General features: G+C 69.5%; 23 protein-coding genes. 9 read left to right on the top strand and 14 right to left on the bottom strand.

Annotation, left to right across the window (positions count from 1 at the left end; all coding sequences use genetic code 11):
- Positions 1 to 154: 154 nt before the first annotated feature.
- The 5 genes from AB0N17_RS09045 to AB0N17_RS09025 form a co-directional block, all read right to left on the bottom strand.
- Positions 155 to 634 (bottom strand): ASCH domain-containing protein, encoded by a 480-nt coding sequence (locus tag AB0N17_RS09045; protein ID WP_366010493.1) that lies wholly within the window; start codon positions 632 to 634, stop codon positions 155 to 157.
- Positions 631 to 2,697 (bottom strand): GNAT family N-acetyltransferase, encoded by a 2,067-nt coding sequence (locus AB0N17_RS09040; RefSeq protein WP_366010492.1) that lies wholly within the window; start codon positions 2,695 to 2,697, stop codon positions 631 to 633. Before AB0N17_RS09040 ends, AB0N17_RS09045 begins: the two co-directional genes overlap by 4 nt.
- A gap of 188 nt (positions 2,698 to 2,885) precedes the next feature.
- Positions 2,886 to 4,037 carry a tyrosine-type recombinase/integrase gene (locus AB0N17_RS09035; protein ID WP_366010491.1) on the bottom strand — a complete coding sequence of 384 codons (1,152 nt, stop codon included), beginning with the start codon at positions 4,035 to 4,037 and terminating at the stop codon, positions 2,886 to 2,888.
- Positions 4,037 to 4,249 (bottom strand): helix-turn-helix domain-containing protein, encoded by a 213-nt coding sequence (locus AB0N17_RS09030; protein WP_366010490.1) that lies wholly within the window; start codon positions 4,247 to 4,249, stop codon positions 4,037 to 4,039. The genes AB0N17_RS09035 and AB0N17_RS09030 overlap by 1 nt, the downstream gene beginning before the upstream one ends.
- A 135-nt stretch (positions 4,250 to 4,384) precedes the next feature.
- Positions 4,385 to 4,642 (bottom strand): helix-turn-helix transcriptional regulator, encoded by a 258-nt coding sequence (locus AB0N17_RS09025; RefSeq protein WP_366010489.1) that lies wholly within the window; start codon positions 4,640 to 4,642, stop codon positions 4,385 to 4,387.
- A 486-nt stretch (positions 4,643 to 5,128) separates the two neighbouring features.
- Between AB0N17_RS09025 and AB0N17_RS09020 the strand changes: the two genes are divergently transcribed.
- From AB0N17_RS09020 to AB0N17_RS09005, 4 genes are all read left to right on the top strand, one after another.
- On the top strand, positions 5,129 to 5,971 hold the full coding sequence (locus AB0N17_RS09020) for a helix-turn-helix domain-containing protein (RefSeq protein WP_366010488.1): 843 nt from the start codon (positions 5,129 to 5,131) through the stop codon (positions 5,969 to 5,971).
- Between the two features lie 13 nt (positions 5,972 to 5,984).
- The gene (locus AB0N17_RS09015; protein ID WP_366010507.1) at positions 5,985 to 6,674 is read left to right on the top strand and encodes a hypothetical protein; all 690 of its coding nucleotides are present in this window, start codon (positions 5,985 to 5,987) and stop codon (positions 6,672 to 6,674) included.
- A gap of 809 nt (positions 6,675 to 7,483) precedes the next feature.
- Entirely contained in the window at positions 7,484 to 8,011 is a 528-nt protein-coding gene (locus AB0N17_RS09010) for a MobC family plasmid mobilization relaxosome protein (RefSeq protein ID WP_366010487.1), read from the top strand.
- Entirely contained in the window at positions 8,011 to 9,684 is a 1,674-nt protein-coding gene (locus AB0N17_RS09005; RefSeq protein WP_366010486.1) for a mobilization protein, read from the top strand. Before AB0N17_RS09010 ends, AB0N17_RS09005 begins: the two co-directional genes overlap by 1 nt.
- Here AB0N17_RS09005 and AB0N17_RS09000 read toward each other — a convergent pair whose 3' ends face one another.
- The 6 genes from AB0N17_RS09000 to AB0N17_RS08975 all read right to left on the bottom strand — a co-directional run bounded on the left by AB0N17_RS09000 (position 9,685) and on the right by AB0N17_RS08975 (position 13,388).
- Entirely contained in the window at positions 9,685 to 10,011 is a 327-nt protein-coding gene (locus AB0N17_RS09000; RefSeq protein WP_366010485.1) for a DUF6087 family protein, read from the bottom strand. It lies immediately after the preceding gene.
- Between the two features lie 34 nt (positions 10,012 to 10,045).
- Positions 10,046 to 11,236, bottom strand: coding sequence for an ATP-grasp peptide maturase system methyltransferase (gene tgmC, locus AB0N17_RS08995; protein ID WP_366010484.1), 1,191 nt, complete (start codon positions 11,234 to 11,236; stop codon positions 10,046 to 10,048).
- Positions 11,226 to 12,200 (bottom strand): ATP-grasp ribosomal peptide maturase, encoded by a 975-nt coding sequence (tgmB, locus tag AB0N17_RS08990; protein WP_366010483.1) that lies wholly within the window; start codon positions 12,198 to 12,200, stop codon positions 11,226 to 11,228. Before tgmB ends, tgmC begins: the two co-directional genes overlap by 11 nt.
- Positions 12,197 to 12,499 (bottom strand): putative ATP-grasp-modified RiPP, encoded by a 303-nt coding sequence (tgmA, locus tag AB0N17_RS08985; protein ID WP_366010482.1) that lies wholly within the window; start codon positions 12,497 to 12,499, stop codon positions 12,197 to 12,199. Before tgmA ends, tgmB begins: the two co-directional genes overlap by 4 nt.
- A gap of 125 nt (positions 12,500 to 12,624) precedes the next feature.
- A complete protein-coding gene (locus tag AB0N17_RS08980; RefSeq protein ID WP_366010481.1) occupies positions 12,625 to 12,981 on the bottom strand; it encodes a hypothetical protein in 357 nt (118 codons plus the stop codon).
- On the bottom strand, positions 12,975 to 13,388 hold the full coding sequence (locus AB0N17_RS08975) for an ATP-binding protein (RefSeq protein WP_366010480.1): 414 nt from the start codon (positions 13,386 to 13,388) through the stop codon (positions 12,975 to 12,977). The genes AB0N17_RS08980 and AB0N17_RS08975 overlap by 7 nt, the downstream gene beginning before the upstream one ends.
- A gap of 217 nt (positions 13,389 to 13,605) precedes the next feature.
- Between AB0N17_RS08975 and AB0N17_RS08970 the strand changes: the two genes are divergently transcribed.
- Together AB0N17_RS08970 and AB0N17_RS08965 are read left to right on the top strand one after the other, a co-directional pair.
- Positions 13,606 to 14,733, top strand: a complete 1,128-nt coding sequence (locus AB0N17_RS08970; RefSeq protein WP_366010479.1) for a helix-turn-helix transcriptional regulator — start codon at positions 13,606 to 13,608, stop codon at positions 14,731 to 14,733.
- A gap of 13 nt (positions 14,734 to 14,746) precedes the next feature.
- A complete protein-coding gene (locus tag AB0N17_RS08965) occupies positions 14,747 to 15,328 on the top strand; it encodes an HD domain-containing protein (RefSeq protein WP_366010478.1) in 582 nt (193 codons plus the stop codon).
- Between the two features lie 842 nt (positions 15,329 to 16,170).
- Here the strand turns inward: AB0N17_RS08965 and AB0N17_RS08960 are convergent.
- The 3 genes from AB0N17_RS08960 to AB0N17_RS08950 all read right to left on the bottom strand — a co-directional run bounded on the left by AB0N17_RS08960 (position 16,171) and on the right by AB0N17_RS08950 (position 17,794).
- Entirely contained in the window at positions 16,171 to 16,305 is a 135-nt protein-coding gene (locus AB0N17_RS08960) for a hypothetical protein (RefSeq protein ID WP_366010477.1), read from the bottom strand.
- Between the two features lie 242 nt (positions 16,306 to 16,547).
- Complete coding sequence (locus AB0N17_RS08955) at positions 16,548 to 17,228, bottom strand: hypothetical protein (RefSeq protein WP_366010476.1); 681 nt, start codon at positions 17,226 to 17,228, stop codon at positions 16,548 to 16,550.
- A complete protein-coding gene (locus tag AB0N17_RS08950; RefSeq protein ID WP_366010475.1) occupies positions 17,219 to 17,794 on the bottom strand; it encodes an RNA polymerase sigma factor in 576 nt (191 codons plus the stop codon). Before AB0N17_RS08950 ends, AB0N17_RS08955 begins: the two co-directional genes overlap by 10 nt.
- Positions 17,795 to 17,948: 154 nt before the next feature.
- Between AB0N17_RS08950 and AB0N17_RS08945 the strand changes: the two genes are divergently transcribed.
- From AB0N17_RS08945 to AB0N17_RS08935, 3 genes are all read left to right on the top strand, one after another.
- Positions 17,949 to 18,425, top strand: a complete 477-nt coding sequence (locus AB0N17_RS08945; RefSeq protein WP_366010506.1) for an Asp23/Gls24 family envelope stress response protein — start codon at positions 17,949 to 17,951, stop codon at positions 18,423 to 18,425.
- A 77-nt stretch (positions 18,426 to 18,502) separates the two neighbouring features.
- On the top strand, positions 18,503 to 18,670 hold the full coding sequence (locus AB0N17_RS08940; protein ID WP_366010474.1) for a hypothetical protein: 168 nt from the start codon (positions 18,503 to 18,505) through the stop codon (positions 18,668 to 18,670).
- Positions 18,667 to 19,083: an Asp23/Gls24 family envelope stress response protein gene (locus AB0N17_RS08935; protein ID WP_366010473.1), complete on the top strand. Its 417-nt coding sequence runs from the start codon at positions 18,667 to 18,669 to the stop codon at positions 19,081 to 19,083. The genes AB0N17_RS08940 and AB0N17_RS08935 overlap by 4 nt, the downstream gene beginning before the upstream one ends.
- The last annotated feature ends 213 nt before the right edge of the window (positions 19,084 to 19,296 follow it).

Here is a 19,296-nt window from a genome sequence, read left to right as displayed (position 1 = left end):
CTACGACGATGAGGCTCAGCCGTTCCGCTGGACCTACGACGGCACCCCACTTAAAGCCGCATGACCCCCGCAAGATCAATGCGGCGCTGCACTAGTCCGGGCAAATCGGCCCGTCAGAGTGTGCACCGTCCAGGCTGCCGCTGAGCGGCACGCCCTATACCGGCGCTACGTCCCCCAGCGCCTCTCGAAGGGCAGTGCCCACGACAGGCTCGGCTGCCGCCACCTGCCGAAGGTCATCGCTCTTCATATAACGATAGCTCTGCGGCGGGTGGAAGGTCCCCGCTGCGCGCAAGGCGTTGAGCGTGACCGGCTGCTCGAAGGACACAGGGTCCTCCAACGTGAGGCCACTCGCCTGAGTGGCACCGCTCATGTAGGCGTCGTACTCGCGTCGAGTGATCCCTGTCTGGGCACGATGCGCCGACCAGACCTCCTTGGGAGAAGCCACATGGACCGAGGCGATGCGCGCCATGCCCACCAGAGCCATGGTGGGCGCGGTCGCGTAGAGGAGAACCGGCGTTCCGGGAGGCGCGGCGACGCGTTGGCGGCGGACCTCCACCGTCTTGCTGCCGGCCAGGATCGCGGTGGCGAAGCGCGGGTGGACGGACAGCAGCATCGCTCGTTCCGGATCGTTCACGTCTTTCGGTGCCCCTCTTTGTAGACCGCCTGGAACAGCTCGTTGCTGATCTTGGACAGCGAGATCAGCAAGTTCGATGACCAAGGTAGTCCCAGCTCCCTGGCCAGCGGGGTCAATCGCTTCAGCGTCACCGACCTGGGGAAGATCTCGGTGTCCGAGAACCTCAGGGCCATGGCGTGACCCGAGGCATCAGCCGCTTCCTGAACCTCAGCTCGACCATATACGCCCAGGTGTTCGAATTTCGAGAAGAGCGCATCAGGTGTGTCGATGAGCACTTCGTCAAGCCGCGAACTGCCCACGATCATCTGGCTTTCCACACCGGCGGGCCCCTCACTGACGTACCAGAGGAGGCGGGCGGGAACGCTCTCCCCTCGATGCCCCGACGAACGGTAGTAGACGTGCTCCCTACTGATGCCCAGGACGTCGCTGCGTGGCAGGAGCATGGCCGGGACGTTGAACAGTTCGGTGGACCAACGCGGTTTGATCGGCACCACGAAGGACGGCAACCCGGAGTCGATGACCTTCGCCGGCCACCAGGCACGTTCCACCACAGCGGCTACCTCGGCAGGCATGCCCTCATGCAGGGCGGCTGCCTCCACGGTCAGCTCGCGAGCCAGCCCCCCAGCCACTGCCTCCACCTCAGCCGCCGTACCGCATACGTTCACCAGGAGAGCCACGAGCCTGCCGTCGTGCTCGAAGAAGCCGTCATCCCCGCCGGCTGCCTTGGCCACGGCCGAGGGATGCGGGTCGGTGATTCGAATGATCTCCGCGCCGCAGTCACGCCCAAGGCGCTTGAGCAGGAAGAGGAGTTGCCTGGCCAGGGTCTCTTCGAGCGGATGGTCTGCGGTGCGGAGCACAGGGACCATCAGGGTCCGCCCGTCCAGCGCCCACGCATAGAGGGCTACGGGGTGGCCCTCCCCGTCCCGCAGCAGTTCACGGCGCCAAACGACCGAGTCGGCGGCCAGGGAGCGCAAGCGTTCAGCGAAGGCCGATCCGTCGTCCCCGCCGGACTGGTCGAAGAAGGCGACCAGCTCGTCCTCGCCGCCTGGGGACACCTCCATGGACCGGAAGTCCGTACCCATCAGGTCGGCAGGGCGGTAGACCTGGGCCTGTCGAAGCTCGTCCACGTGCAGCGTCACCGTGGCGGGCGATACGACACGGACCCTGGCAACCTCCCAAGCCACGTCCGCCAGGCGGGACAGGAGGCGGTTCCGAGTGGCCAGCACGCGGAGGCCGGCGCACGAGGTCTCGGCCACGTACTGCGCGCAGCGACGGAGTGCCCCGTCGTCGGAAAGGTCCGGGACTGACTTCTTGGCCGCGCTGAGCAGTTCAGCCGTTCGTTCAGCCACGGCCGCAGGGGCGGGAGTGAGCTGACGCAGTCCGGACAGCGCCGCCCGCTGGTGCTGGCGCTCGGCGGTGTCGGCGATATCGCGGATCTGATGGACCAGTTGGGGCGTGTAGGCAAGCTCGACGAGATCCGTCATCCAACCCGCTTCCAGCGCGCGGGATTCCTCTACGTCGGTTGTGTAGGCGAGTCCGCGGAGATCAGCGAACACCCCGTGGTCGACCGCCACCACCAGCAGGGCATCGCTCTCCACCTCAGTGAAGAGGTGGGGGTGCCCGAGATCCAGCCACCATCCGTCGAGGATCTCTCCGTCCCGGCCGCGTCCCCGTACCTCGCCGTGGGGGACGAACCCCAGGCTCGTCCACATGCCGCTGAGGTTGTAGTCCCGACGGCACTTGGCCTTTATGCCGAGCCGTTGTGGATACCTCTTCCGGATCTCCTCCACCAGTTGCCGTGCGATGCTCCTGCCGCGCTGCTCCTCCGCCACGCACAGGTGGGCCAGGCGTATGTGCGCGCTCCTTTTCGGGAGCCCGAACAATGCGTAGCCGATCACCTCGTCCGCCTCAACAGCTACGAGTAGTCCACCGTCTTCCGCCGCCTTGGTGTACGCGGGCGGCTTCAAGAGACCCAACGTCTTGGTGTAGCGATTGCCCAGCGTGATGGCCTTGTCGATCAGCTCATTCTGCGCAGGCGCAACCGACAGCAACTTGATCGCCACTACTCCCCCCTCCAGAAGGGCCGACCGAGACCAGCCTCAACTCGCCTGTCAGTACATACAGAGAAAGCTGATCTCAACGGAAGCCGTCCCTCAAGGGGGCACGAGGGGCGCACGGTGCTGCAGCGGCAATCCCGACGCGGCTACGGGCGTAGCGAAACCCGGCCGGATTCGCTACGCCCATCGCATCTTCACGCTTCTGCGGCTGGCATTCCCTCCACATCTGCCTGACGCAGTTGCTGCCGCACCTCGGCGTCGATGCCCCGAGCGAGCTTCCGCTGATGCTTCGCCGTCGAGTGCTGGTAGATCAGCTGGGCCCGCTCCGAGGACTGGCCGGCGCGGACCATGAGGTCCTTCAGCTTGGCGCCGGTGTCGGCGGCCAGGGTGTTGCCGGTGTGGCGGAGGTCGTAGAAGCGGAAGTTGTCCGGCATGCCGACCTTGGTCCTCGCCTTTCGCCACTTGCGGCCAAAGGTCGAGCGGCGAAAGGGGGCGCCCTTCTCGCCGACGAAGATCAGGCCATCCCGCTCCTTCTCGGCGAACCACTGAAGGTGGCGGCGAAGCTCGGGGAGCAGGAAGTCGGGCAGGTACACGGTGCGTTTGCCCGCACGGGACTTAGGGTCGCCTGTGACTCGACGGCCGTTCGTCAGCTCCGGGGAAGCCTGCGTAATGCGCAGGGAGCATTCGTCGAGATCGACACTGTGACGGCGCAGTTCGGCCAGCTCCTCCGGGCGGAGGGAGGCGAAGGCGCCGAGCAGGACCATCAGGCGCCAGCGTGGGCCCATGGCGTCGGCGAGGTCGAAGACCTGCGCGATGGTGGCGGTGGGGCGCTCGTCGGCCTCCTCCTTGCCAGCGCCCTTGATGCGGCACGGGTTGGTGCGCAGAAGGTCGTCGTCGACCGCCGTCTGGAGGATGCCCTTCAGCAGGCGGTACGACTTGGCGACCGTGGTCGGGCCGGTCGTCTTCAGGCGCTCGGCTCGCCAGGTGCGGACGGAGGGCGGGGTGATCTCGTCCAGGTCTTTGCCGCCGAAAGTCGGCAGGATGTGCCCGCGCAGCAGACCCCCGTACCGGTCGACCGTGGTCGCGGCCAGGCCACGCTCCTCCATCCAACGCAGGGCGTACATCCCGAAGTTGAGCGCGCCGGCGTCCGGGTTGTGCCAGGTGTTGCGCTCGATGTCGGCGCGGACGAGGTTGAGCCAGTCCTGGGCATCGGACTTGGTCTCGAACGTCTCCGGTGCGGTGTACCGCTCGCCGTCGGGGCCGATGTAGCGGGCCTGCCACCGCCCCGATGGGAGCCGCCGCACCGTGCCGAACTCGCGCCGCCGCTGCGGCTTGCGTCCCGCCATCAGGCCGCCTTCCCGTAGCGGGCACGGTTGCGGCGGACGGGCTCGACGGTGCGCGCCTCGACGTACTCGGCGACCGCGCTCTCGGGGATGCGCACCGGGCGGCCGAGCTTGACGTAGCGGATGCGGCGCTCGGCGATGAGGCGGCGGACGAAGCGCTCGCCGGTGCCGAGCATTTCGCCGGCTTCGGCCACGGTCAGGAGGCGGTCAGCCATTCACATTCACCTCCGTCGCGGTGCAGTGCGAGCGGGGGTGGGCAGGGGGTATTGCAGGTCGGCGCAAGGGCGATGCGTCCTTTACTCGGGGAAGCGGTTTGGGGCGGCAGCAGTCCGGGCCAGTGGCAGGCGGGCCTATGCGGCCTGAACCCCGTGGAGAAGGGCCAGGAGCGAGACCCGGAGGGCCTGGGCGAGGGCAACGAGGTCGTCGATGTCGCATCGGCGCTGGGCGCGTTCGATGCGGGACAGCATCGTGTTGCTCATCGGACGGCCGAGGGCGGTGACGTGGGCGGCGAGTTCGCGTTGGGCGAGGCCGCGTTCGGTACGGAGGATTTCGATGGTGCGGGCGGTCCGTATTCCGGCCGGACCGATTTCCAGGGATCTTGCTGCCATAGCTCCATTTGTAGCTCCCAATCGCCGGTTTGGTTAACCGGCGATCGTCGGCTATGTTGCGCCCGGCTCAGCGGCCGGGACCTACCTGCGGGCTGGGTTTCGAGCATCCGGTTGACAGTGTCTTTGCCAGCCTGGAGACATGCTCTGACGTGGGGTGTTGTGTTGTAACTTGCGCTCGCAGCGGGAGTCAACGTGTTCTCGATGTGATGCTTCTGGCTTCATCTGACGGGGCATTATTTCGGCAACCGGCGATTCGGGTTTATGATTTTGGTGTTGCCTCGCTCGCCATCTGCGTTCGCCGTCAGCTGTCTGATTTCCCGGCGGAATGCTGGACTTGTGCGGCATGGGTGTGGCTGTCTTGGCCATACGACGCCACCAGCCCTCCCCCGCGCCTTCGGCCCAGGGCTGTGCGCCACCCCCCTCCCTGTGCACCGCCCGACGACGGCCGCCTGCACCTCCCTGCCCTGACCTAGGAGCCGCCGCCTCATGAGCCACGACGCCCGCGAATGGGTGTGGAACCACAGCCACAGCAAAGGCACCGCCCGCCTGGTCCTCGCTCTGATCGCCGACCGGTGCATCGACCGGCGCTGCATCGCGTACGCGTCCGTGCCCACCCTCATGAAGCGCGCGAACGCCTCCCGCACCGCGGTGCGTGACGCACTGGCCAAGCTGATCGCCGGCGGGGAACTGGTCCCGCTCCCCGGAAGCAAGGGGCCACGGGGAGAGACGTACTACCACCTGCCGAGCGCTGCCCGGTTCCTCGCCGAACAGGCTGCCGAGGGGGATCAGGCTCTGCCCCTCCCGGGGGGTCAGAATCCGACCCCTGGGGGACCGGAATCCGACCCTGCCGATGCCTTCGACGGGGGGCCGGAATCTGATCCCCCGGCACGGAATGTGACCCCCAGGGGGGTCGGATTCAGACCCTCAGGGGGTGCGGATTCCGACCCCCAGAACAGAAGAGAACCGAAGGTGAACGGTAGTAACAGCAGCAGCTCTGCCCCACTCATCCCCGCCACCGACTGGCAGATCGACGACGATGCCCGGGCCTGGCTGCAGGACCACGGCCACCTCGACCGACTCGGCGAGCATGCACTGCACGCCGCCGACGAGAAGTGGCGCACCTATCGGGCCACCTGGGCGCCCCGCACCGCTGCAGCCTGGGCTGCCGACTGGCGTGCGTGGATCGCCCGCGAACGCACCCCCGCCCCCGGACGTCCAAACCTCTACGCCCTGCCCGGCGGCACACCCAACCCGACCCCCGGTATGACTCGCTCCGAGGCACACATGGCCGCGTTGCTCGCCGCCCTCGACGAACCGACCGGATCGTAAGGAGTAACCACCCCTGGAGCGCAACGAAATCGCCGCCATCCTCGCCTACATCGGCCGCCTGGACCCGCGCACCGTCCGCACCGGCCCGGGCGAGGCCCGTGACCAGATCGCCCAGTGGCAGGAGCTGCTCGACGACGTGCCCTTCGCCACCGACCACGGCTGGGACGTCCGCGAGGCGATACGGTCCCACGTCCTCGACTCTCCGTACCCGATCCTCCCGGTGGACGTCGCCCGCAAGTGGCGTGCCCACCGACGCGACCGCCTCGACCGGCACACCGACCCCACACCAGCTTCCGACCCGGACGATCCGGCCGCCTGGCGAGCCGAGCTGCTCCGGTCCCGCAACGCTGTCGCCGCCGGTCTTGCCGCCCCCTCGACGCACCGGCAGATCACCAGCGGTGGCCGGCTCCCCGACGTCGCGGAGCGCCTGCGAGAGATCGGGTCGTGCATCCCGCCGCCCGTCCGCGCCGAGCTGGCCCGCTACCGTCCGACCCGCGCTGCCCGCGAGGCCGCTGGCAACAGCGGCGCCCCCGACGCGCTCAGCGTCCGATGCGAGTGGTGCCACGCACCTGCCGGTGCCCCGTGCCGTCGACGGCGGACGAACCCTGACGGCACCGCCAGGGGCAACGCCGTACGTGCGACTGCCCACCCGTCGCGCATCGATCTCGCCACCGCCCGGCTCGACCCCCAGCAGGCTGCATGAGGCAGCCCCGCCTCGCTACTCGCGGCAGCTGCCCCGTCCCACGACCTATCGGTCCCGGACGAGCCATACGCGATCGACGAGGCGGCCATCCTGGCAACCGCGTCCCCGGGGCCAAGCCCGCGAAGACCAGGGACCGAACCTTGGTCCCCGACGGTCCCCGCGATCACGATCACCTCATGGCGGGGACGGTGGCGCACGGGACCGTATCGCGGGGACCGTGACGACGACGCACCGGGGACCGAGAGGGGACCGGTCCCCGAGGAAAACGCAGCTCAGAGGGCGTTTCGCGCCCGTCCCCAGAGTGTCCCCAGGGACGGTGACCGTCCCCGCGCCAGCCCGTTCCAGTCCCCCTCGAAGACCGCAACCGTGCAGGGAACGGGACGGTCCCCGTGACGACCTGTCAAGGGGACCGTCCCGCTGACGATGCGTCAGGGGGACCGTCCCCGATTCGCGTCGCATCCCGTCCCCAAGCGTTTGGGGACTGTCCACCGCAGCACTGTGGGGACCGGCCCCCGTTGCGCTCTCTGCAGCCATAGTCCCGGGCTCGACAGCGCCGACCTCGGTTGCCCCGGCCAGATCCCATCCTCCAGCCGCCGAATTGCTCCGGCCACGGCCCTCGTCCGCCGTCGGTCGGCACCCAGGCGGCTCAGCTCCCGTTCCGAACACACCCTGGAGACCCCCTCGTGCACGACCGACACCACGAACACACCAACCGGCAGGAGACTCCTATCGCCCCAGACAACCGCGCAGCAAGGTATGCCGCTGGACCGTCCAAGGACGGTCCCGTCGGGGTTGCCTCCGCCCCGGGGGTGGCGGAGGCACTCGGGCACCAGGGGGCGCCCGAGGGGGACCAGCCCGCCGCCGACGATCCCACCGCTGCCGTGCCGCTGCCACGCGCCGCCGAAGCAGCAGCCCTGCAGCGCGTGGCCCGACGTCGCAAGCCCGACCCGAACGGCCAGCGCAAGAAACGGGTCGATGCCCGCTACAGCGTCGAGGAGAAGGCCGCCATCCTCGCCAAGGCCGGGTCGCTGAACGTCAGCGGCGCCCACTACGTCGCCGTCGTCACCCTGGCCCACGTCCACGGCGACCTCACCGTGCCCGGCCAGCGCACCCAGCTGGACGACTACATCGACGAGCTGACCGCCCTGCGCCGCGAGGTCGCCGCCATCGGCCACAACATCAACCAGATCGCCAAGAAGCTCAACTCCGGCGGCCATCCACACCCTGGGGACACCGCCGTCCTGACCCAGGCCGAGCACACCCTGACCGCCGTCGCCGCCACGGTCCGCGACGTGGCGGCAGCCGCGAACCAGGCCGTCGCCCAGAAGGCGGCCTGATGATCGCGAAGATCAGCGGCGGCAAGGACACCGCCGGCCTGATCCGCTACCTGTTCGACACGAAGAAGGCCAAGGACCACACCGACCCGCACCTGGTGGCCTCCTGGGACGGTTTCGCCCCCGACCCCGGCCGCGCCGACGACTTCGACACGACGAAAAGGCGCCTGGTGGCCGACCTCGACCTGCACGTCAAACAGGCCCGGCGGCTCGGCCGCGCACCCGAGAAACACACGTGGCACTGCTCGATCCGGGCCGCCGAGAGCGACCGCCACCTGAGCGACGAGGAGTGGGCCGACATCGCCCGCCGCGTCGTGGCCGCCACCGGAATTGCACCCGACGGCGATCCGGACGGCTGCCGCTGGGTCGCCGTACGCCACGCCCCCGACCACATCCACATCGCCGCCACCAAAGTCCGCGGCGACCTGCGCACCGCACGCCACTGGAACGACTACCTCACCGCCGACCGCGAACTCGCCGCCATCGAGAAGGAATACGGCCTCCACCAAGTCGTCCGCGGGGACCGCACCGCCGCCAAACGGCCCACCCGCGCCGAGCAGGAGAAGGCCCGCCGCCAAGGACGCACGACAACCTCCCGCGAACAGCTGCGCACCACCGTCCGCCAGCTGGTGTCCATCGCCACCAGCCCGGAAGAGTTCCTCCACCTCCTCGACGGCGTCGACGGCGTCCGCGTCAACGTCCAGCACTTCCCCTCCGGAGACATACGCGGCTACAAGGTCGCCCTCGAAGGCGACACCAACGCCACCGACGAGCCGGTCTGGTTCTCCGGCTCCCAACTCGCCCCCGACCTGTCCTTCCCCAAAATCGCCGAACGCCTCACCGGCATCGAGGGGGCATCACCGGTCCAGTCAGGCAGCCGGCGTCGGCCGAACCCCTGGCACCAGGCCACCGCGGCGGCCGAACGCATCCCCCACCACCTCGACCACACCGACGACACCGTCGCCCAAGCGCACATCGCGGCCTTCGCCGAGGCCCTCGACATCCTGCCGCTCCTGGCCCCCGACCATCTGCAAGCACAGCTCCAGCAGGCCGCCCTCGCGTTCGAACGCGCCTCCCGCTCCCGCATCCACGCCCAACAGGACCAAGCCCGCGCCCTGCGCGGCGCCATCCGCGCACTACGCACGACACCGGCCACCGGTGACGGGAGCGGCCTGGCGATGTTCCTCGACATCGCCGTCCTGGTCGTCATCGCCGCCGCCCGCTGGCACCAGGCCCGCCACCACGACCAACAGGTCGCAGCCGCCCACCAGACCCTGATCCACCTCCAGGCGGCCTCCGAGCACGCTGCGGCCCAGCCACTGACCGCCCTGGCCCAGCGCAAACCACCAGCCCGCACCATGGAACACCACGCACAGCAGATACGAGCCGTCCTGCCCGACCACACCGATCAGGTCCTCGCCGACCCGGCCTGGCCCGCACTGGCCGCCGCCCTCGCCCAAGCCGAGACCGCCGGCCACGACCCCCAGCAACTCCTCCAGCACGCCGCCCGCCAGCGCACACTGGACGACGCCCGCTCCACCGCCAGAACCCTCACCTGGCGCATCCAACGCCTGGGTGAACGCCACGCACCCGGCCCGCGAGCCCAGGCAACCCATGCGCCTCACGCAGCGGTGCACCCCGCCGCTCCACAGCAGCCGCAGGCGCGGCGACGCTGATCACCCTTGCGCCCGACCGCCACCATCCGGCCTGGGTGCCTGGGGTTTGCGGTGCTTGCCGGTGCCGGAGCCGAGCGGCTTCGGCACCGGCCCTGGGGGCGATGGCTCGTCGGTCTCCGGGTACAGGATGGCTTTGGCCTCGGCCAGGGTGGCGGCGAATCCGTACGGCTCCCACACGTGCCCGTTCCACCGCTCGATGGCGCGGGGCGCATCCGGATTCAGATGCGATGCCCGGGGCCCGTCGCCGGACGCGACGGGCACGGCGCGAAGTCGGCCGATCTTCGCGTCACGGCGTTCCGCCCAGTCCTTCAGCGGCTCGTCGTCCATCCTGGCGTTCCTCGTGTCGGCGGTGGTGGCTGCTTCAGGAGGGTAGCGGCCATTGTGGGCCGTTCGGATTTCCCAGCCAGACCATCTGCCGGTCGTAGGAGACAGTGACACCGAAGGCGGCGGTGTTGGGTGAGCCGTACTCCTCCCAGGTGCCCACCGCCGACTCGACCGCATCCCACAGGCGGCGGGGGCCGCCCTGGCGGACCTGCCAGCCGCCGTCGTCCGTGGGAGCGAGGACGGCGAAGGAATCGGTGACGCTGTCCAACAGAAACGTGCTGACCGAGCCGCCGTCGACCGCCGTGGAGAAGAAACGGGCGTCCGGCGCCGCGAGCTGTGCCATGAAGGCCGGCCCAGAGCTGGTGAGGGCCTCCGGCCCGTACGTGGCTCTCCGTACTGTTCCGTCGTCGGGCTCCGGCACCCTGCCGAGGCTTTCCGGAGCGTCCTGCTGGCGGGCGATCATGAAGCTCGGGTCGTCCTCGCTGAACCAGCCGCTCGCGCTGTCTCCGGTGACGATGAGCTTGACCAGGCCGAGGGAGCGCATCCAGCCGCGCAGGGTGGTGAGGATGATGCCGCCTGGCCGGACCTGTTCCAGCCAGGCGGGCGGGATGCTGCGGAAGCCGCAGGTGGCGATCAGCCGGTCGTACGGGGCTCCGGCGCGGTGGCCGGCGCGGCCGTCCCCCACTACCAAGTGAGGGGTGTGACCGGATCCGGTGAGAGCTTCGCGGGCGCGTCGGGCCACGCCCTCGTCTGTCTCGATTGAGGTCACGTTCTCGCTGCCGAGCCGGTGGCACATCAGGGCTGTCGAGTAGCCGGTTCCGGTGCCGATTTCCAGCACGTTCATGCCGTCCTGCACGTCGAGGTCTTCGAGCATCCGGACCACGAGGCTCGGCAGCGTCGACGACGAGGTCGGGGTCGCGTTGCTGATCGGCTTCGGGTCGGCCCAGTCGATGTCATGGCCGTCGAACTGGGTCATCCATGTCTCGTCGGTGTAGACGAGCCGGAGCCACTCCTCCTTGCCGACCGTCTCCCGTGTAACCGGCTCCCAGGTGGTGACGCCGACAGCGTCGCTCTCCCGGTAGAAGCGCGGGATGAATTGATGGCGGGGCACGGCCTCCACGGCGGCCCGCCACTGCGGCGAGCGCAGCCGGCCCTCCTTTTCCAGTTGCCCGGCGAGCCGGCGCCGGAGGTCGACGGCGGCCGTCTCGATATCGGGCTCACAGGCCACGGATGCCTCCTTGTAGGAGATCGGCGAGTGCGGCAGTCATCGGCAGACCGGTCGGCGGCTCCATCCATGCCCACTGCCCAGAAGGGTTGCACTCGATGAAGATCCACTCGCCGGAGTCGGTCAGAGCGAAGTCGAACGCCCCGAAGACGAGCCCGAAGTGCTTCAGATAGGCGTGCATCGACCGCTCCACCGCGGGCGGCACGGCAAGCGGCATGTAGCTGTGCGTGCCGTAGTCCGTGCGCCAGTCGAGGAGACCGGAGTCGATCCGCACGGCGAAGATCCGCTCGCCTATCACCGTGACCCGGATGTCGGCGACCTTGTCCACGCGCTGCTGGAAGAGGTGCATGGTGCCGGTCACGGAGTCGTCGATCTCGTCGGCGGCCACCTCGGTCACGGGGACGGTCTGGGCCTTGCCGTCGACCAGGTACAGCGGGACCGAGATCGGCTTGAAGATCGCCGGACCGTGCTCCTTGATGAAGGCCCGTGCGTCGTCGGGAACGTTGGTGACGAGCGTGGGCGGCACCATGAAGCCGGCCGCCGCCGCTGCCGCGAGCCCGGCCGGCTTGTACTCGGCGTCGCCGATGCGGTTGGGGTGGTTGACGTAGAGGCAGCCGGGCAGGGCGGTCAGGATGCCGCCGAGCCCGTAGCGGGCCTGGGCCGCAGCGAACCGTTCGTCCTGCTTGTCGAGGTGGGGGAAGGCAAACCCGGAGGGGCGCCGGTAGTACATGGAACGCACCGCGCCCAGGTCGGCACGTCGGCTCGGAGTCTGCACGCTTCCCCGCCAGCTGTCGCTGTCGCCGCCGATGGCGGCGGAGCACGACAGGGTAGCGGGGAAGTCACCTGAGTCGAACCGCACGACCGGGACGCCCCGGTCGTGCAGCTCGGCGATCACGAAGTCCGCGGTCGGGTCGTCGAGGTTGGTGACGACCAGGACCGGACGATCGTCGTTCGTCAGCGGAGTCACTGGTCCGTGTCGTTGCCCGTGTCGCTGTCCGGGGAGTCGCTGTTGCGGTCGCCCTGGCCCGTGGTGCCGGTCGCGGGATTCGTGCCGGAGGACGTGCCGTGGCCCGGGGACATGGTGGGCACCCCGGAAGCGTCGAAGTACCGGGCGGTCTGCGTCTGCGGGTCCAGCTTCACCGTCGCGTAGGCGGGGCTCTCGACGGGCGGGTACGGGGCGATGCGGCGCAGGCCCCACGGGGCTGCGGTCAGGTGCCCCTGCGGCAGGGGGCTGCCGGTGGGGAATCGGTCCATGTGGTTGAACACGGTCTTCCTCTCTGTTGGGAGTTCCTGTCCTTCGTGTGCCTTGCTCACCCGCACGGCAGCGCGGAAGGCAGTCCTGCTGGTGCGGGGTCTCATGGGCGCCGGGAAGAAGAGGCGCCGGGTCTGCGTCAAAGCCGGACGGGGTTCCGCAGTCCGTCCAGGACTCGCTGAAGAAGGCTGATGTCCGGTGCGCGAGTCCCGGCCGCCAGCCGACCGTCGCGGTACCAGTGGCTGAGGTGCTGCCGCCACGCGCTCTCGGCACGCTGCACCTCGGAGCGGATCTCGTTGAGGACCAAGCCCGACTCGACGCGCAGCCGCACAAGGTCGGCTGGAGTGATCCGGACCGGCTCCGGGACGACCACCGCGTCGGCCTCGTCAGACATACAGGTGGGGTTGAAGGCCAGTTCCACGCACGCGTCCGGGCGCGGGTCGCCGACCAACTCCTCTGCGGGCAGGAGCCGTAAGGAGACAAGCGCGATCAGCATGCGGCCGGCACCCGCAGCTCTGCCCAGATGCGTTTCCCGCCGCGTACCAGCTCGCTGCCCCAGGCGTAGGCAAGAGCTTCGACAAGGAGCAACCCGCGGCCGTGCTCGTCGTTCGGTGACGGCGTGCCCGGGGTGGGTCTGGTGCGGGACGTGTCCGTCACGACGATCCGGGCGGACTCCTTGCCCACCCGGGTGATCGAGGCGCCGACCGTGGCGGCGTCAGTGTGCTCCACCGCGTTGGCCACCAACTCGGTGACGACCTGCGCGGCGACGTCCACCAGCTGAGGCAGGCCCCAGGTCTCAAGCACCAGCGCTATGTCCCGACGCGCCTGAGTGACGGACTCCGGCCTCGCCGCATACCGCTCCTGGTAGCGCTGTGGTCCCACCGTTGCAGCCGTCATGGTCATCGTCGCGTCCCTTGGAGGTGCTCACGTTCGGGGTAGCCCAACCACCGGCCGTCGGGGCGTTGTCGCCTGAGGAGGATTGGCTCGGGAGCATCCGCAACGAAACCCACAGTGACAGCCTCCCTACTAGGCTCGTTCGGTGGTGCATACGACGGTAGAGAGCCGTGATCACAGCTAGAAGTGACCGCAAGTACGGGTGGTTTGCTGCGGACACACGGGAATGGGGCTGTTCATGCAGTCGAGTTCGCGACAAACCCTGACCGGCAGTCAGGGATCAGGCGGGCGCCCGCGCACGGGCGTCATCTCCGGCTACGTCTTCCGGGTCATCCGAGAGCAGCAGGGACGCACCCAGGAGGACATAGCCGAGCAGCTGCGCGTGTCTGCGGACACGATCGCGGGCTGGGAATCGGGCCGCCGCCCGCTGACCGCTGTACCGATCGGGCAGATGCTCGTACACCGTCATCGGCTGATGCACATGGGCACCGCCCCGGCGCTCCTGCAAGCCCTCGACCGCGCCCTTGAGGCGGACGTCCTCCTCGCGAGCGCCCTCGACGACCAGGCCGACGTCGCGGCAAGCCCGCTCGGGGCCTGGGTGATGCAGCGCGACCTCGTCGAGGTCCTCGCATGGCCCCTCAACCACGTGCCGCCCCAGCCCGTCCGCGACCTGCCCGCCCCACCCCGCAAGCGCCGAGGCCCCGCGCCGGCCGGGCCGGAGCTGTCGGCCGCAGACCGCGCGCGGTTCTTCACACAGATGCGGCGCACCGCGGAACAAGCCCGGAGCGAAGACCAGTTCCTGCTCCGCCGCCAGGCCCTCTACCTCTCCGGGTACGACGACCAGGACGACGCCTCCGCATGGCTCGCTAACCAGCAGGCGAAAGAACGCCCTGGCGGCTGGCTTACGGGCTGGCTCAACTCCCGGTCTGTTGCCGCGGTCTCGGCCCGGCAAGGGGACCGGGACCGCATGAGTCACTTCATCGATGCCGCCCTCGTCGACGACGACGCCGGCGAGGCCGCGAACCTGAACTACTGGGCCTACTGGATCGGCGAGACGGCCCACCTGGAGCTGAGCGACGACTTCATCGCCGCCCGCACCCCTGGACCGTGGCCCGGCGACAGACTCCTCGCCCATCTCGCGCACGGCCTCGCGCCGCAGCACGGCTACGTCGACCTCAATATCCACTCCGTCTGGTCTCTGCTCCAGGTACGGCCCAACCTGCTGCGATCCGGAGCAGCAGGACGCGCCCTGCGCGACAGGCTGCCCGTGATGTTGGATAGCCGGGAGCTGTCGGCGCGCGGGCGCCGGGAGCTGGAGAGCATCCGGTACGCGATCCGCCTCGCCGAGGCGTGAGAGGAGTCCGACGGTGGCTGAAGACCTGTCCGCGGTGGCGCGCTTCCTGTACGAGGCGGGCACGCTGAAGCAGACCAAGCGCACCGGCTGGTGGATGGCCGGAGTACGCGAACCCGAGTCGGTCGCAGAGCACTCATGGCGCACCGCTCTCCTCGCGACGATCATCGCGAAACTGGAAGGCGCCGACCCCGCGCAGGCCGCGTTCCTCGCGGTATGGCACGACTCGCAGGAAACCCGTACCGGGGACGTGAACTACCTGGGCAGGAAGTACGCCCCGCAGGCAGACCCCCGAGCGGTCACCGAGGACCAGGTCGCGGGCATGCCCGAGGTCCTCGCCACCGCGGTACGCGAGCTGGTCGCGGAGTACGAGGCGAAGGAGTCCCCGGAGGCCCTCTGCGCCCGGGACGCCGACAAGCTGGAATGCATGATCCAGGGCATCGAGTACAAGGCCCAGGGCTACGAGAACGCGCAGCGCTGGATCGACAACAGCCGCAGCCGACTCACCACGAAGTCCGCCAATGAGCTCGCCGACGCGGTGCTTGCGACCGAGTCTCTGGACTGGCTGCGCACAGCCCTTGGGGAGACACAGAGCTGACCTCGTCCGACGGATCCGGCACTCAGCCCACGGCGCCCCGACCAGGTCGCCCGAGCGACGTCACTACGCTGACCGGCGGTTGCCCGTGGGGGAGGTGTGCTTCTGCAAGCCGATGTGTCGGGAACATCCCGCATCCACCGGTGCAGAACCGCAGTGGAGCAGTCCCGCCCCCGCATGGCGTCCCCACGCGGAGGCGTGCCCATAGCGTGCCCATAAGACCGGACAACCACGGTAAACAGCGGTGCGAAACCTGCCCTCGAAACTGCACCCCGGGCGACATACCCGCAGGTCAGAAGCCGTGTCGCCATCCAAGCGCCATCGCTTCCCAAGCTGAGAGCGCGAGTTCGATTCTCGTCACCCGCTCCATGTGAAACCCCAGGTCGGTGGCCTGGGGTTCTTTGCTGTCTAGACCATTTTTTGGTTGGGTCGAAGTCGCCTGCGCAGTCGGGGAGTTCGCCCTTTCAGCCCGGTAACCCTGCAGCGGTGGAACGCGTCGGCGGCGGGCAGTGAAGCTCGGCATCAATGCCGGGACCTCGGCCACCATGCACCGTCCAGGATTCCCTCGCGTACATGCGTCGTCGCCGGGCCGCAGCGGGGCCGTCCCCGGTCTCACCGGCTGGTGGATGGCGTCCGGCAGGAGCCTGGGGGGTGTCGGGGGTGTCGGAGTCGGCCATGGTGCCCGCCCGTCCGCAGGGGCAAGTACGTCCGCGACAGGAAGTGGCCTTACCACCTCACCGTACGACGCACGCCACTCGCGCGAGCGCCCCGGCGCCGACGGCTCCGGGACCTGAAGAATGCCTGTCATATGTCGGGCCTCGTCGCCGGGCCGTCGGGTGTGGGGCTCATGCTGTGTGGTGCCGGGCGGCGATACGGGTGACCGCGACGGTGACGGTGACCCCTTCAGGGGCGCCGTGTGCGGCGAGGTGAGAGATGACAGCGGCCCGTACCCGGTCGTGGACGTTCCGGGCGGTGTCCAACGCTCTGTGTCCTTCGGTCAGGATGCAGCGCACCTCGATGTGCCATCCCGAGCCGTCCGGCGCCCGGTCGGCGCGAACGCCTGCCTCGGGCGGGGTGCGTGCGGCTGTTGTCCCTGGCCACGTAGGCAAGGCGGCTGCCGTGAGGCGGTGAGCGAGGCGGGGTTGCAGTCCGGCCACGCCGGGAACCGCGAGGGCGGCCTCGGCCGCGACGCCGAGGGGAGGGGGCGTGCCCGTGGCCGCCATCACGGACCACCGCCTGTGCTGTGCCCGGATCCCACGGGGCCGAGGGGCACGAACGGCTCCAGTACGTCGACCACGACGATGTCGACCGTCGTCACGGCCAACCCCAGGGCCTGTCCGGCGGCGTGGATGATCGATCGGCGTACCCGATCGACCGTGTCGGGCAGCGGACGGTCGAGGTCGACGGCCAGGGTCATGGTCACCTGCACGCCGCTGCCCTCACCTGCAACGACGAGCCGACAGGTTGCGGCTCTCGCACCGGGGACCGTATCCGCAGCCTGCCGCAGCGCCTTCGCTGCGGCGCTCTCGGCGATCCGCAGATCCAACTCCGTGTCGGCCAGTGGCAGCAACCGTCCGAGCCGGACCTCGGCCCTCACGATGCTCATGACGCGGTCGGCGAGCGCCTGCAGACCGGGAGGGTCCTTGGCACGCAGCGCCCGCGTCGCCGCGTTCAGCGTGGCCAGTCCCTCGACGGCCTCGCGGCACTGCGGACATGACATGGTGTGCGGATCCGCAGCCGGCATGGCGTCCTGTGCCTGTTCCCAGACGTGGCTGAGCAGGCGACCGCAGGTCAGTACCTCGTCACCCGCGAGCGGGGCCGCCGCATCGATGGCCGGGTCGTCGGGGGGCCCAGCGTTTCCGGGCGGTCCGGGAGGCTGAGCGTGTGGGTCGTCTAGCGCCATGGGGCCATCGCCTCCTTCAGGGACCGGCGTGCCCTGAACAGTCTGCCGCGCACCGTCTGCTCACTGGTACGGGTCACGTGGGCGATCTCCTTGTAGGACAGGCCCTGCAGTTCCCGCAGGATCCAGCAGACACGCTGTGCGGCGTCCAGCTCACCGAGCGCGCAGGCCAAGGCAGCCCTGGCTGCGTCATGTTCGGCGGCTCGGGCGGGCGAGCTCCGCTCGTCGCCCGTTGCGGGTTCGGCGACGGCGTCCAGTGGGAGGGGTGGCAGTCGGCGGCGGCGTGTGTTCAGGCAACGGTTGACCGTGATCCGGTACATCCACGTGCGGAACTCCGCGCCGTGGCGGTATTCGGGCAGTCGCCGCCAGGCGCTGACGAAGGCGTCCTGAACGGCCTCCTCGGCATCCTGGGCGTTGCCGAGCAGGCAACAGGCCAGGGCGAGGAGGGGACGGCTGTGCCGCTGGACGAGAACGGCGAAGGAGTCCTCGTCTCCCTCGGCGGCCCGCACGGCAAGCAGCCCATCCGGCAGGTCGCGTCCCAGTGGTGAAGCAACGGTCCGTTCGCTCATGCCGCTCCTGCTCACGGCTCAAGATGAACGCGTACCCGCCTCCATAAATGTGATGCACATCACACTGAATTCGCGTGAGAAGTCAGCCGCCCGATATGTCCAACGTCCGACGGGCATCACAACGGTGCCCGACCGACCGATCGAGGCGACCGCCATGACGGACATCCGCACCAGTGCCGGCGGAGACACCCGGCCCGCTGGAAACGAGACCGCGCTGAAGGGCCGTACCGGCGCCGGGGCTCCGGCAGAGACAAGGGGGAAGACCACCATCGCAGACAGCGTTGTGGCCAAGATCGCGGGCATGGCCACCCGCGAGGTACCGGGCATCTACAACCTCGGGGCGGGGATGGCCCGCGCCATCGGCGCCGTGCGGGAACGTGTCCCCGGCGCCGGCGGCGGCGTCACGCGAGGCGTGAAGGTGGAGGTGGGGGAGAGCCAGGCCGCCGTGGACCTGGACGTCGTCGTCGAGTACGGCGTCTCGATCGTCGATGTCGCCGGCGACGTACGCACCAACGTGATCAGCGCCGTAGAGCGGATGACCGGACTGGAGGTCGTCGAGGTGAACATCGCCGTCGACGACGTCCATCTCCCCGACGAGGGGGAGGAGCCGGAGGAGGGCCGCGTGAGGTGACCCACCATGATCCGCCGCCGCGTCCTGGCGCGAACGGTGGTCACCTGGATGGCGTTCACGAGATGGGTGAGTGAGTGATGAACACAGCGACTATGGGCCTCGCGGCCGGGATGGCCCTGGGCTTCGCCGGTTACTTCGGCGGCTTCTGGGCATTCCTGCTCGTTCTCGTCCTGGGTGCGGCGGGTCTGGTCGTCGGCCTCGTCCTGCAGGGCGACCTCGACCTCCGTGCACGGAGGCAGCGGTGAGTGCCCGACCCGGCTCCGCCGACCCTCCCGACGCCGGGCCCGGCCCACCGGCGCGGGCCGTCGGCCTGCCGCCCCCGGCCGAGCGAGGCGCCACCGTCATTCCCGACAAGGTGGTCGCCCGTATAGCAGCTCAGGCCGCACGTACGGCTCAGTCCCGGCGTGCCGCCCTACCACCTGACCGGAGCGGATCGGCAGCGCCCAGCGCCTCCGCCGCCACCCATACCGGATCGGTGCGCGTGCACCTGGCCCTGGACTTGCCCTATCCCACCGACATCCCCCACGTCTGCGAGCGGATTCAGCACGACGTCGCCGAGCGGGTGGCTCAGCTGACCGGCCTGCACGTGGCAGAAGTCGCCCTCACCATCCGTCGGCTGGTGACCGCCGCCGACGCGAACCGGGGACGGGTCCGGTGAGCCGTCGCGCTCGGTCGCCCAGCATGCCGCACATGAAGGAGGACCGGAATGACACCGGACCCGAGCCCTCCCACCCCAGACCCCGAACAGTCCATGCACCGTGACACGGTGCCGCCGGAGAGGGAGCCGGCCAAGCCCCCACCGCCCGTGGTCCGCGCGCCGTCTTCCGGCCGCGCTGGTCGCCTTTGCGATTCTCGCGACGGCAGGCGCAGC

Source organism: Streptomyces sp. NPDC051133, from assembly GCF_040682635.1.
Taxonomy (GTDB): Bacteria; Actinomycetota; Actinomycetes; order Streptomycetales; family Streptomycetaceae; genus Streptomyces.
This window is presented reverse-complemented; position numbering and strand designations above follow the sequence as displayed.